Annotated in this window: 12 protein-coding genes; 9 read left to right on the forward strand and 3 right to left on the reverse strand. The window is 60.8% G+C overall.

All coding sequences use genetic code 11. The features are described from left to right. Positions 1-236 precede the first annotated feature (236 nt). Both AB8A50_RS22780 and AB8A50_RS22785 read right to left on the reverse strand, forming a co-directional pair. Positions 237-1868 (reverse strand): calcium-binding protein, encoded by a 1632-nt coding sequence (locus tag AB8A50_RS22780; RefSeq protein WP_439078973.1) that lies wholly within the window; start codon positions 1866-1868, stop codon positions 237-239. Between the two features lie 583 nt (positions 1869-2451). Next, entirely contained in the window at positions 2452-3123 is a 672-nt protein-coding gene (locus AB8A50_RS22785) for a TetR/AcrR family transcriptional regulator (protein ID WP_439078974.1), read from the reverse strand. 150 nt (positions 3124-3273) lie between these two features. Between AB8A50_RS22785 and AB8A50_RS22790 the strand changes: the two genes are divergently transcribed. Genes AB8A50_RS22790 through AB8A50_RS22830 form a run of 9 tightly spaced genes read left to right on the forward strand, consistent with a single transcriptional unit; the run spans position 3274 to position 12108 of the window. Then, positions 3274-4137: an FAD binding domain-containing protein gene (locus AB8A50_RS22790; protein ID WP_439078975.1), complete on the forward strand. Its 864-nt coding sequence runs from the start codon at positions 3274-3276 to the stop codon at positions 4135-4137. Then, complete coding sequence (locus AB8A50_RS22795) at positions 4134-4646, forward strand: (2Fe-2S)-binding protein (RefSeq protein ID WP_439078976.1); 513 nt, start codon at positions 4134-4136, stop codon at positions 4644-4646. Before AB8A50_RS22790 ends, AB8A50_RS22795 begins: the two co-directional genes overlap by 4 nt. Beyond that, entirely contained in the window at positions 4643-7015 is a 2373-nt protein-coding gene (locus AB8A50_RS22800) for a xanthine dehydrogenase family protein molybdopterin-binding subunit (protein ID WP_439078977.1), read from the forward strand. Before AB8A50_RS22795 ends, AB8A50_RS22800 begins: the two co-directional genes overlap by 4 nt. Positions 7016-7044: 29 nt before the next feature. After that, positions 7045-8295: an ABC transporter substrate-binding protein gene (locus AB8A50_RS22805; protein ID WP_439078978.1), complete on the forward strand. Its 1251-nt coding sequence runs from the start codon at positions 7045-7047 to the stop codon at positions 8293-8295. Between the two features lie 18 nt (positions 8296-8313). Further along, the gene (locus tag AB8A50_RS22810; RefSeq protein ID WP_092140480.1) at positions 8314-9180 is read left to right on the forward strand and encodes a branched-chain amino acid ABC transporter permease; all 867 of its coding nucleotides are present in this window, start codon (positions 8314-8316) and stop codon (positions 9178-9180) included. Between the two features lie 11 nt (positions 9181-9191). Then, the gene (locus AB8A50_RS22815; RefSeq protein WP_439078979.1) at positions 9192-10184 is read left to right on the forward strand and encodes a branched-chain amino acid ABC transporter permease; all 993 of its coding nucleotides are present in this window, start codon (positions 9192-9194) and stop codon (positions 10182-10184) included. Next, positions 10181-10936 carry an ABC transporter ATP-binding protein gene (locus AB8A50_RS22820; protein WP_439078980.1) on the forward strand — a complete coding sequence of 252 codons (756 nt, stop codon included), beginning with the start codon at positions 10181-10183 and terminating at the stop codon, positions 10934-10936. Before AB8A50_RS22815 ends, AB8A50_RS22820 begins: the two co-directional genes overlap by 4 nt. Further along, positions 10929-11633, forward strand: a complete 705-nt coding sequence (locus tag AB8A50_RS22825) for an ABC transporter ATP-binding protein (RefSeq protein ID WP_093757994.1) — start codon at positions 10929-10931, stop codon at positions 11631-11633. The genes AB8A50_RS22820 and AB8A50_RS22825 overlap by 8 nt, the downstream gene beginning before the upstream one ends. Positions 11634-11661: 28 nt before the next feature. Beyond that, positions 11662-12108: a CoxG family protein gene (locus AB8A50_RS22830; protein WP_439078981.1), complete on the forward strand. Its 447-nt coding sequence runs from the start codon at positions 11662-11664 to the stop codon at positions 12106-12108. A gap of 16 nt (positions 12109-12124) precedes the next feature. On the opposite strand, the gene AB8A50_RS22835 is transcribed toward AB8A50_RS22830, so the two are convergent. Then, positions 12125-13012, reverse strand: coding sequence for a LysR family transcriptional regulator (locus tag AB8A50_RS22835; protein ID WP_439078982.1), 888 nt, complete (start codon positions 13010-13012; stop codon positions 12125-12127). Between the last annotated feature and the right edge of the window lie 65 nt (positions 13013-13077).

The raw sequence follows: 13077 nt of genomic DNA on the forward strand, positions 1-13077 counted from the left end.
CATCCAGGCCGCCCGGATCGGACGGCGCTAACGTTAGAGAAGCCATATGCGAAGAAGCGAGCGCGAATGGGCTCGTACGCAACACATCCCGCACTGCGCGAGACGGCATTCCTCTCGCGACCATACTGGCCGCGATGATCCCCAAATGGGGGGCCATGAAGGCCCCCCAAGTCGCTTTCATATGCGCGGATCACCGCGCATATGTCGTTCTTTGTCGCAGACTCAGTTCTGCGGGTTTACCAGTGCCACGAATGGTGATCCACGTGATGGTTGTTGTGGAGGCTGGCGAGATCCAGATGCGGCGCCAGAGTTGCGTCGGTGACGTCGCTCGAAGCCGTATCCGTTGCAGCCGTCGCTGCTGCGGTTGCAGCAGACGAAGCGGATGCCTGGTTATGATGACCACCCCAGGAAAATTTGTTCCCATCCGTCAGATGAGAGAAATCCAGCCGGTGATGGTGGTTATGCCCGGAGTTGCCGACGTCGGTGGCCGGAGCCGTCGTCGTCGGCTCGGTGTTGGCCGCCACAGTCGAGGTGTCGACTGACGCTGTGTCGACAACGCTGCTGGAAGCGGTATCCGCTGCAACGCTCACGGACGCGGTTGCCGCGGATCCGTGGTGATGGTGTCCACCTCCGGATGATGTGCTTCCATCGGTCAGCTGGGAGAAGTCCAGCTTGTGATGGTGGTTATGCCCGGAGTGGCCGGCGTTGGTGGTCGGCGCCGTCGTCGTTGGCTCGGTGGTCGTGGGCGCAGTCGAGGTGTCGACCGACGCTGTGTCGGTAACGCTGCTGGAAGCGGTATCCGTTGCAGTGCTCACCGACGCGTTTGCCGCGGATCCGTGGTGATGGTGTCCACCTCCGGAACCGGACGATGTGCTTCCATCTGTCGACTGGGAGGAGTCAGCCTTGTGATGGTGGTTGTGCCCGGAGCCGCTGGTATCGGTGGTCGGCGCCGTCGTCGTTGGCTGAGAGGCCGTGGGCGTCGTCGAAGAATCGCTCGAAGACGTCGTATCCGTCGAGGTGCCGCTATGCGACGTATCGACCGGCGTCGTCGGGTTGCTGCTCGACGTGTCAACCGGAGCCGTGCTTCCAGTCGACGTCGAATCCGTCGTCGTGCTCGTATTGTGCTGCAGGAATACGTTCTGGAGCGCTTGCGAGTTTTCCAGCGCCACGTCTCCGTTCTGCGATCCCCAGGCGTAGGCGTAGTCGAAAGCCGGATTGGGAACGACAGATGCCCAATGGTCGAGCATTTGCTGTTCCTGCGCGGCGGTCGGCATCACATAGTGACCACCCTGATCGGTGACCCAGTTACCGCCGCCGAATGTCTGAAATACCGGGACGATGCTGGCCTCCGGAATTCCAGCGGCTTTGGCGGCAGCGACAGCCTTGTCAATCATGCTGTAGTCGACTGTCGAGCTATCCGACCGCACCGGATACGGATCGATTCCGAAGAGGTCGATATGGGTGTTCTCCGGGGTGTACGTATTCGCGAAGCTGGGATTATCCGAAGATCCCATGTTCATCATGGTGATGAACGTCTTCGCACCCGGAACGTTGGCGTGAATCCAATCGGACTCAGCCTTCAGGTTTGCAGCGGTCACGAGGGTATTCCACTGCCCCGTGGGATCTGGCTCGTCCTTAAGGAAGAAACCGTAGACGTTGGGATTACCGATGTAAGGTTTCACAGCGTCGATGAAGCTCTGGGTGACGCCGTCACCCTGATCGAGCCAGACGAGGCCCTTCACGCCTGCCGGCAAAGCGTTCACTTGCTCCACCGACGAAACGTCGGCAAGATTGAAGCCTGCTTGAGCTGGGGTGAAGTTACCTTGTGCGTCGATGTTGTCGCCTGATGCGTAGTGTAATGTTGCCAATACCGTTCCCCTGTATTGTAGTACGTTGACGAGGCCCCCAAGAATCTTCGTAAAAGTAAATGCAGGTATGTAACTACAGTTCTGCGTTAGCTTTGATCGAAGCGCCCATGGATTAACGTTTGTTTACGTTTGAGGCGGGAGTTTGTCGCAGCACCGGACGAAACAGTGAGTTTATTGTGCTAAAACTTGGAGGCTGGTATCAGAGAAGTGTTAGCACGGTGCGTAACGATTCAATCTGTTCGCAGCGGTACTTTTCGATAGTCCCGATGCGGTGAAGGAACTACACAAGCGCGCATAAGTATCGCTGAGAGAAATGATACTCGGTGACGCGCGTTTCGCTTTCCTCTGCTGCAGTTGCACTCGTGACGACGACAGCAAGCTTCTCTCCGACCTCGGGTGCCCATTTCGGGCGTCGCACTTCGGAAAGCCCGTAATGTCGGTGTGGGGCGATCTCACTCTTTCGACGCAAAATGCGTGCGCGGGTGCCGGGTCACATCAATGCCGCGGAGAACCTGGCTCCGTGGCTGCACTTCATGCGCTCGAGCAGCTTGATCAATCTGCCGGCGTGGCTGTGCTACAAATGTCATGATGCCGATTGTACAAGCTCAGGCATCAGCTGTTTTGAGCCGTCAAGAAACACCCTCACTGCGTCGTTGACGATGTCGTCCAGTCGCTCCGGTGTCGGCGTGTCGTAGACGAAACGCCGGATGGCCATATAGAAGATGCGGCCGTGCAAACCCCAGAACATTTCGACTTCGCGCTCCGACAGCGGGACCTGATCGCTTGAAGGCAGCTTCAACTCGTGACGAAGTTCGCAACAGGCGGGCTCGATGATTTGTTCGCGGACGATCTGAAGATACCGTTTGGTGATGTCGAACGATTTCATCCCGGAGAAGACGAAGATTCTCACCCAGTTGTATTCGAAGACCTGCTCGACATATTCGAGATAGAAGCGCGACAGCCGGGCCTGCAGCGACAGCGTGCGATCCTGGATCAGGCCGGCCCAGGACGGCGACCAGCGGCTGAGATAGATCTCTTCATAGACGCGTTCGATCAGCGCCTCTTTGCTCGGGAAGTGGCGATAGATTGTCGAATGGGTGATGCCCATGCGTTTCGCCAGTTCGCGCGTCTGCCCGCCGAAGCCGTGTTCCGCGAAAAATTTCACGGCTTCATCGACGATGAAGCGCTCGCGCTCCGCCGCGCGCATGTTGCGACGCGGTGGTTTTTCGACTGATTTGATGGGCTTTTTTGCCATTTTTGCTTCGCGTTGCGGGAGTTCTGAATAGCTCAATTCGAAAAAGAGACCAAATGGTCATTTTAAGTTGACCCGGGGAAATCGACGTGTTCTAGATTTCCGACCAAATGGTCACAACTGGACGTCCGCGAGACGTTTAGGGAGAAGACGTTGAAGGCGAGGGCGTTCAACTATGTGAGGGCTTCCACGGTGGTGGAGGCTTTGAAAGCGTTCGAGGAAGCCGGCGACGATGCGAGTTACATCGCAGGTGGCCAGAGCCTCGTACCGGCGCTTGCCTTGCGTTTGCAGGCGCCGCAATTGCTGATCGACATCGCGCATATTCCGGCACTTCGTGGCATCGACCTGCAGGGTGACTGGTTGCGCATCGGCGCGCTCACCCGCCATCACGAAGTGCTGACCGATCCGTTGATCCGCCGGCACGCGCCGCTCTACAGCGAAGCCGCGCCGCATGTGGCGCATCCGGCCATACGAAACAAAGGCACGCTTGGTGGCAGCATCTCGCATGCCGATCCGGCCTCGGAATTCCCGGCGATGACGTTGGCGCTGGGCGCTGAGCTCGAAATTGCTGGCCGCGACGGCGTACGCCGCGTGCCGGCCGACGATTTCTTCCTTGATCTGTTTCAGACAGCGATCGAGCCGGGCGAGCTTCTTGTCGCGATTCATGTGCCGGTGGTCAGGCCCGGCCATCGCTGGGCTTTTCACGAGCTTGCGCGTCGGCGTGGCGATTTCGCGTTGGCCGGCTGCGGTATCCTTGCAGAATTTTCCGGCGATGTGATCGAGCAGATCCGGATTTCATATTTCTCCGTCGGCAGCACACCGTTGCGCGTCCGTCAGGCGGAAGAAGCTCTGATCGGCAAGAGGCTGGATCAGGCCGCGATCGCTGCGGCCCAGGCTGTTGTCGGCGACGATCTCGATCCGCCTGAAGACGAGCACACGCCGCCTGCCATGAAGCGCCATCTTGCGCGCGTTCTTCTCGGCCGACTGCTGGGCGAGATCGCGAGGCAGGGCGCATGAGCGATCTCGTCCATGTCACTATGACGGTGAACGGCACAGAAGTGTCGCACAGCATCGCGCCGCGCATCACGCTAGCGGATTTCCTGCGCCAGACGCTGGAACTGACCGGCACCCATACCGGCTGCGAGATGGGCGTTTGCGGCGCCTGTCTGGTTATTCTGGATGGCCGCGTCGTACATTCTTGTCTGACCTTCGCGGTGCAGGCGAGCGGGGCGGCCATCGAGACGGTAGAAGGTCTCAGTGATCGGGCGGTGATTGCGGACATCCAGGAGGCGTTCCATCAGCGTAACGCCCTGCAATGTGGCTTCTGTACGCCCGGCATGTTGATGACAGCCCACGCCCTGTTGTCGCAGCCAGGTGTGCCGTCGCGTGAGGACATTCGCGACGCACTGTCGGGGAATTACTGCCGCTGCACCGGCTATGAAGCCATCGTCGACGCCATCGAGAAGGTCGCGCGCAACCGCGATGCCGGTGTGATTGCTCAGGCGTCCGAGGAGGTCGGCGCATGAGCGTGCTAACCCCACTTGACCGTCCGAATTCCTATATCGGCCGCTCGGTGCCGCGCCCGAATGCCAAGCGATTGCTGGCCGGTCGCGGCCGATACGTCACAGATATCACGCTGCCGCGCATGCTCCATGTCGCCTATGTGCGCAGTCCTTATGCGCATGCCCGCATCGTCTCGATTGATGCGACGACGGCGCGCGAGATGCCTGGCGTGCGGCTGGTGGCCACCGGCGAGGACCTCGCCAGGCTCTGCACGCCATGGGTTGGTACCATGGATCACTTCAAGGGTATGAAGTCGCCGCCACAGCTGCCGCTGCCGATCGACAAGGTCGTATGGTCCGGGCAGGCGGTGGTCGCCGTCGTTGCCGATACGCGCGCGCTGGCTGAAGACGCAGCCGAGGCGGTGTATATCGAGTTCGATGAACTGCCCGCCGTCGTCGATATCGACGTTGCGCGCGCACCGGATGCGCCGGTGATTTCACCGGAACTCGGCAGCAATCTCTGTTTCCACGGTAAGATCGATACCGGTGGTGTCGAGGATGTCTTCGCTGGCGCCGTCCATGTGGTGGAAGAGGAGTTTCACTTCGGCCGCCACACGGCAGTCACCATGGAGCCGCGAGCGATTATCGCCGATTACGATGCCAGTGAGGGACAGCTGACGGTGCATCATGCGACGCAGACGCCGTATCAGTTCCAGGACATCTATGCCCGCCACTACGGCCTCCCTGAATCCCGCGTCCGCGTGATCGCACCGGATATCGGCGGTTCGTTCGGCATGAAGCTGCACATGTATCACGAGGACATGGCGGTGGTCGGGCTCAGCATGATGCTTGGCCGTCCCGTCAAATACGTTGCTGATCGTATCGAATCTTTCGTGTCCGACATCCACGCGCGAGATCACCGCGTCCGCGCGCGCATGGCGGCGGATATCGACGGCAATATCCTGGCGATGGATGTGGAGGACGTCACCGGCATCGGCGCGTTCTCTGCCTATCCGCGCACCAGTGTGGTCGAAGGTAATCAGGTCTATCGCCTGATGGGCGCGCCTTACACGTTCAGGAATTACCGGGCTGATCTCCAAGTGGTATTCCAGAACAAGGTGCAGATGAGCCAGTACCGCGCCGTTGGGCATCCGGTGGCCTGCACCGTCACCGAGCGTCTGGTGGACATGATCGCCGACAAGACGGAGCAGGATGTGTTCGACATCCGCAGCCGCAACTTGATCCCCGACGATGCCTATCCCTGCACGTCGCCGACCGGCTACCAGTTCGAAGCGCTGTCGCATCACGCCTGTCTCGCCAAGCTGAAGGAGATGATGGACTACGACCGGCTGCGCGCCGAGCAGGCGGAGCTGCGCACCAAAGGCATTCATCGCGGCATCGGCATTGCCACCTTTGTGGAAATCACCAATCCCGGTCCGGCCTTCTATGGCGTCGGCGGTGCGCGCATCTCGTCGCAGGATGGCGCCATCATCAAGATCACGCCGTCGGGGGATGTTCATTGCTCGATTTCAGTGACCGAACTCGGGCAGGGCACCGAGACCATCATCGGGCAGATCGTCGCCGAACATCTCGGCGTCGATAGCAATCGCATCAAGGTGATGACAGGTGATACGGACACTACCCCGCATGGCGGCGCGACCTACGCCTGCCGCGGCGCCGGCATTGGCGGCGAGACGGCGCTGCAGGCGGCCAAAAAGCTGAAGGCGAATGTGCTGGCGGTGGCCGCGGCCATCCTGCAGGACGAACCGGAGAAGCTCGATATTCATAGTGGCTGGATCGTAGATGTCGCGACCGCCCAGCAGCGTATCGAACTCTCCGAGATCGCGCGCATCGCTTACTTCCGTTCCGATACACTGCCGCCCGGCACCCAAGCGCAGCTGTCCGTCGCGCATCACTACGCGCCGCAGGGCTATCCCTTCGCCTTCACCAATGGCGTCCAGGCCTGCCATCTTGAACTCGATGTCGAGACAGGTCTGGTCAAGATCCTCAAGCTATGGGTGGTCGAAGACTGCGGCCGGGTCATCAATCCGCTGCTGGTCGACGAGCAGATCCGCGGCGGCGTCGTGCAAGGCCTTGGCGCGGCGTTCTTCGAGGAATGCGTCTACGGAGACAACGGCCAGCTCACCAATGGCTCGCTCGCCGACTATCTCGTGCCGATGGCGGTGGAGATGCCAGACATCGAAATCGGACATGTCGAGACGCCGACGCTGGATACCCAGCTCGGCGCCAAGGGCGTTGGCGAAGCCGGCACGGCTGCGGCATCGGCAGCAGCGCTTAATGCGATGAATGATGCGATGAAGCCACTCGGAGGCACGGCCGCGCAGGTGCCAATGACACCGGCGCGAATACTCAAGGCGCTTGGACACATCTGACCCATAAAACAAATCAAACGGAGGACATCATGACGAAGGACATTCGAGACACCAAACGCAATCATATTTCGCGCCGCCATGTGCTGGCCGCGCTCGGCACCGGCGCGAGCATCGTCGCCATGCCGTGGATCGCACGCGCGGCCGACGACACCATCCGTATTGGCTTTCCGACACCGCTGACCGGCCCGTTCGCGGCGGAAGCCAAGGATCAGGTCAAGAGCGCAGAGCTTGCGGTCAAGCAGTTCAACGACAAGGGCGGCGTCAACGGTCGCAAGATCGAGCTGCTGGTGCGCGATGACAAGCTCAATGGCGGCGAGGCCGCGACCCGCACGCTCGAGCTCATCGAAAAAGACAAGGTGCATGCGATTGTCGGATCGCTGTCCAGCGCGGTGCAGCTCGCTGTCAACGAAGTGACGCGCGCGCGCGGCGTGCTCTATGTCTCCATCAGCCAGTCCGACACCATCAACGAGGTAAAGGACTTCAGCAAATACACCTTCCACGAAGCGCTCAACCCGACAATGACCGCAGGCGCGGTGGCGCGGCACGCCTTCAAGAAGGGCACCAAGGTTGCGCATCTCGTGGCCGACTATGCCTATGGCCATGAAATGCTGCGCGGATTCAAGCGTGCGCAGGCCGTGATCGGCGCCGAGACCGTTGGTGAGATCATGCACCCGTTCGGTGCTGCGGATTACTCGACTTTCATGCCGCGTCTGCGCTCGATGCGTCCGGATATCCTGTGCATCAGCAATTTTGGCCGCGATCAGGCCAATTCAATCAAGCAGGCGGTGGATTTCGGCCTCAAGCAGCAGGCCAAGATCGTCGTGCCAGTGTTGCTGCATAACCAGCGGCTGGCGGTGAGCCCGGAAGTGTTCGAAGGGGTCGTTGGCGGTTCTAACTACTATTGGGGCCTTGAGAGCCAGTTGCCGAGCGCAAAGGCGTTCAACGACGCCTATCGCGCGGCCAATGGCGGCGCGATCCCGACCGACTACGGCGCCTATGGCTATACCGGCGTCTCGTCGCTGCTGCAGGCGATGCAGGTGGCCGGCGGTACCGACACCGACAAGGTGATCGCGGCGCTGGAAGGCCTGAAATACGATGTCGCCAAGGGCCCGCAATATTATCGCAAATGCGATCACCAGTCGGTCCAGTCGGTGCTCGTGCTCGAGTCCAAGAAGAAGGCCGATATGAAGGGCGACAGCGATCTGTTCAGCATCGTGGCCAATGAGCCGGCTTCGGAGGCCGTGCTGCGCAGCTGCACTGAACTCGGCTTCCCGGCCTAACGAAAGCATTCGTCGTCCATGGATACAGAACTCATTCTGATGCAACTCTTCTCCGGAGTTGCCCTCGGTGCGATCCTCGTGATCACCGCGCTCGGCTTGTCGATCATTTTCGGCATGCTCGGTGTGGTGAACTTCGCGCATGGCGCGCTGTTCATGGTCGGCGCCTATGCCGGGCTGTGGGTCGCCTCATTGACCGGTAGTTTCTGGTGGGGGCTGCTCGTTGCCCCCATCATGATCGGCGTGTTCGGGATGGCAATCGAATATGTCCTGATACGTCCGCTTTACGGCCGTTCGATCGACGATCCGCTTCTGCTTACCTTCGGTCTCAGCTACGTGCTGGTGGAAGGCGTGCGGATCGTATTCGGCAGTGACGGCATTCCATTCCCGACGCCGTCATCACTGACCGGGGTGGTCGATCTCGGCGTCGGTTTCTTTCCGATCTATCGCATCTTCGTTGTCGGCGTCGTCTTCCTGGTCGTGGTGCTGTTGTGGCTGGGGCTGGAGAAGACCAAATTCGGTCTGATCGTGCGCGCCGGCGCGCGAGATCCGACCATGATGAAGGTGCTCGGCGTCGATATTAGCAAGGTCTGGTTGCTGGTGTTCGGGCTCGGTGTTGGTCTCGCCTCGCTCGGCGGCGTGCTCTCCGGCCCGATGCGGTCAGTTAATCCCGAGATGGGCGCCTTAGTGCTGGCCGAAGCCTTCGTCGTGACTGTCATCGGCGGCCTCGGCTCGCTGGTCGGCTCGATCATCGCGGGTCTTCTGGTCGGCGTCGTGATCAGCATGACCGCGCTATTCGCACCGGAAATGGCGACTATCGTGATGTTCGCATTGATGGCCATCGTTCTTCTGATCCGGCCGCAGGGCCTGTTCGGCAAACTCGCGTAACGGAGCGGACCATGACATCACCGGCGCTCGCCGTTTCTCCTTCCGCCAGTGCGCGAAAGCCTGCCCGCTTCAAATCGCTCGTGACCAAATATCGCGTCCCGCTGTCGATCCTCGCGCTCTGTCTGTTGCCGTGGTTGCTGCCGTCCAAGGCGCTGGCGGTGAACGTCCTGATCTACGGCACGGTCGCCGTCGGCTATAATCTGCTGTTCGGCTATACCGGCCTGCTATCATTCGGCCATGCAGCCTTTGTCGGCACCGGGGCCTACATCACCGGCATCGCCATCGGGCAGTTCGGTGTGCCCTGGTATCTCGCGGTGCTGATGGGCGTTATTGGCGGTGCGCTGCTGGCCTTCGTTATGGGCGCGCTGTCCACGCGCACGCGCGGCATCTACTTCTCGATGGTGACGCTTGCTCTCGCGCAGCTGGTCTATTACGTGGCGCTCCAGACACCGTCCTGGACAGGTGGTGAGAACGGACTGCGCGGTTTCACTGTCAACAAGATCAATCTATTCGGATTCGAGATCAATTTTCTCGACCCGGTCAACAAATACTACGTGCTGATGGTATTCGCAGCGCTAGCGCTGTGGCTCGTCTCGCGCATTCTCAACTCGCCCTTCGGCGCCGCCATCGAGGCGATCCGCGAGAACGAGCGTCGTGCACGGACCTGCGGCTACAATGTCGAGCGCACCAAGCTGTTATCATTTACCCTGTCAGGCACGATCTGCGCGCTTGGCGGCACTATGTCGGCGCTGCATCTGGCCTTCGTGCCGCTGGATTCGCTGCACTACCTGTCCTCCGGCATGATCGTGATGATGACTCTGCTGGGCGGCGCCAGCAGCTTCTTCGGCCCGTTCATCGGTGCATTGGTGTTCCTGGTGATGGAAGACGTGTTCTCGCTGTGGACGTCGCACTGGCAGATCATCGTCGGATCCATCTTCGTGCTGTTCGTGCTGTTTCTGCCCAAGGGCATCTGGGGCACATTTCTCACAAAGGTCATGCGATGAACGCGCCGCTTCTCGCCGTCCACGATATCGGAGTGAGGTTCGGCGGCTTCGTCGCGCTGCAAGGCGTGACGACAGAGTTCCGGCCGGGCCGCGTCACCTCCATCATCGGCCCCAACGGTGCCGGCAAGAGCACGTTCTTCAATGTGCTGTCCGGCGTGCTGACGCCGTCCAGCGGATCAATCCGCTTCAAGGGCGACGATCTCAAGGGCACGAAGCAGCACGAATTCGTGCATCGCGGCATCGCACGCTCCTATCAGATCACGAACATCTTTCCCGATCTGAGCGTCCACGAGAACGTTCGTGTCGCTGCGCAGGCCAGTCGCTCGCGCTACAATATCTGGACCAACCGGAACAAGTTCACGGAGCTGGATGCCAAAGCCGATGCGGCGCTGGAGGCTGTCGGTCTGGTCACCAAGCGCGACGAGACCGCGAAGTTTCTAGCCCATGGCCAGCAGCGTGCGTTGGAGATTGCCATCGCGCTGATCTCCAATCCGGAAGTGTTGCTGCTGGACGAACCGACCGCAGGCATGGGGCCGGAAGAGACCAAGGAAATGGTGGCGCTGCTGGAGAAGCTGGCGGCGGAACGCACCATCCTCCTGGTCGAACACAAGATGAAGATGATCCTCGGCCTCAGCGACCGGATTCTGGTGCTGCACCATGGCCGGCTGATCGCTGATGGCACGCCGCACGACATTCAGACGGACCCCGAGGTTCGTCGCGTCTATCTGGGACAGAACGATGGCTATGCTTGAAACCAAAGACCTGAACGCCTGGTACGGCGCCAGCCATACGCTGCACGGGGTCTCGATTTCCGTGGCGCAGGGCGAAGTCGTCGCACTGGTCGGACGCAACGGCGCCGGCAAGACCACCACGATCCGTTCGGTCATGGGGTTGATGTCGAAAACCACGGGCGGCATGACCTTCGACGGTAACGACCTGACGTCGATGCCCGCCCATGATCGTTTCAGGCTGGGGCTTGCTTATGTGCCCGAAGAGCGCCGGATCATTCCGGGACTCACGGTGCGCGAAAATCTCCAGCTTGGTCTCGTTGCCAGCCGCGGGAAGATCGACGAGCGCGAAGCCATCGAGGAAATCGCAGAGAGCTTTCCGCGCCTCAAGGAGCGCCTCGATCAGGAAGGCGTTACCATGTCCGGCGGCGAGCAGCAGATGCTGGCCATCGCCCGCGCCACCATCGCCAAACCCAAGATGATCCTGCTGGACGAGCCGTCGGAAGGCATCATGCCGGTGCTGGTGGAGGAGATGGGCGTGCTGTTCCGCAAGCTGCGCGACCAAGGCGTCACGCTGCTGCTGGTCGAGCAAAATGTGGAATGGGCGCTGCGTCTCGCCGATCGCGCGATCATCATGGATCAGGGCGAGGTCGTCTATGAGAGCAGCTCCGCGGCATTGCTGGCCGACAAGGAAATTCAGGAACGTTATTGCGCGGTCTGACGCGCATACTTGCAGACAGGTCACTCCCATGCAGATGAAAGACAGCCAAACCGTTCCGGCCTCGCGCGACAAAGTCTGGGCCGCACTCAACGATCCCGCTGTGCTGAAGCAGTGCATTCCCGGTTGCCGGGTGCTGGACATGACCTCGCCAACCGAGATGACGGCGACGGTCGTGATCAAGGTCGGACCAGTGAAAGCGACCTTCGGCGGCAAGGTGACGCTGAGCGATCTCGATCCGCCGAACGGCTACAGGATCACCGGTGAGGGCTCCGGCGGCGTTGCGGGCTTCGCCAAAGGCGGCGCGGCGATCAGGCTTGAGGCCGCGGGCGACGACGAAACGATCCTGCACTATGAGGTCGATTCCCAGATCGGCGGCAAGCTGGCGCAGCTCGGTGGGCGACTGATCGACTCCACCGCCAAGAAACTGGCCGGCGAGTTCTTCACCAAATTCGGCGCGGTCGTTTCCGCAAGCTGAGCGCAGTGGCTGTGACCTATTGCACGACGAACTGGCTGCGCGCCTCCCGCACCCTTGCCACGATGTAGCGGCGGACTTCTCGGACCCGGCTGGTGTCGTGCGTGTCGGGATGCGAGACGAGCCAATAGCTTCGGGTGAAGCGGCTGGCCGGCAGGATGCGCTTCAGCTCGGGATAAAGCTGCGCGGCATAATCGTGCAGGATGCCGACGCCGTGACCGGCGCGAACCGCTTCAAGCTGGCCGACCACGCTGCCGCATTCGAAGCGGCGGGTGATCAGTTCGCTGAAGGTCGACGCATAGTCCAGCGCGCGGCTGTAGATGATGTCGTAGATGTAAGTAATGAGCAGATGATTGGCGAGATCGCCGGGCTCGCGGATCGGCGTCGACCGGGCCAGATAGTCCTCCGACGCATAGACGCTCAGCGTGTAGTCCGTGAGCTTGGTGCAGATCAGTTTCCCTTCGTCGGGCCGCTCCAGCGTCACCACGATATCGGCCTCGCGCTTGGCAAGCGAAAAGGTGCGCGGCAGCGCCACGAGCTGGACGATCAGATCCGGATTGGCTGCGGCAAAGCCGCCAAGCTTGTCAGCCAGAAAGTAATTGCCGAGCCCGTCCGGTGCGCCGATCCGCACCGTGCCCGCCACCTTGTCCGCGGCCGATGTCAGCTGCGATCCAACCTTGAGCAGTTCGGATTCGGCGCGCTCGGCCGCTGCGAGCAGCGCGACCCCTGATGGCGTTAGCGATGAGCCCGTCGTCTGCCGGTTCAGCAGCTTTGTCTTCAGGTCTTTTTCGAGGGCGGTGAGCTGGCGCGCCACCGTTGCGTGATTGAGTTTCAGCCGTTTGGCGGCGCCCAGAATCTGGCCGGTACGGGCGACTTCCAGGAAAATCCGAACTTTGTCCCAATCCATCCTCGGACTCTATTTGCTGCACATCGAAGCCGCAATACTTCGCGTTGTCCGGGACAGGGAAGCGG

The organism is Tardiphaga sp. 841_E9_N1_2, from assembly GCF_051811065.1.
Lineage (GTDB): Bacteria > Pseudomonadota > Alphaproteobacteria > Rhizobiales > Xanthobacteraceae > Tardiphaga > Tardiphaga robiniae.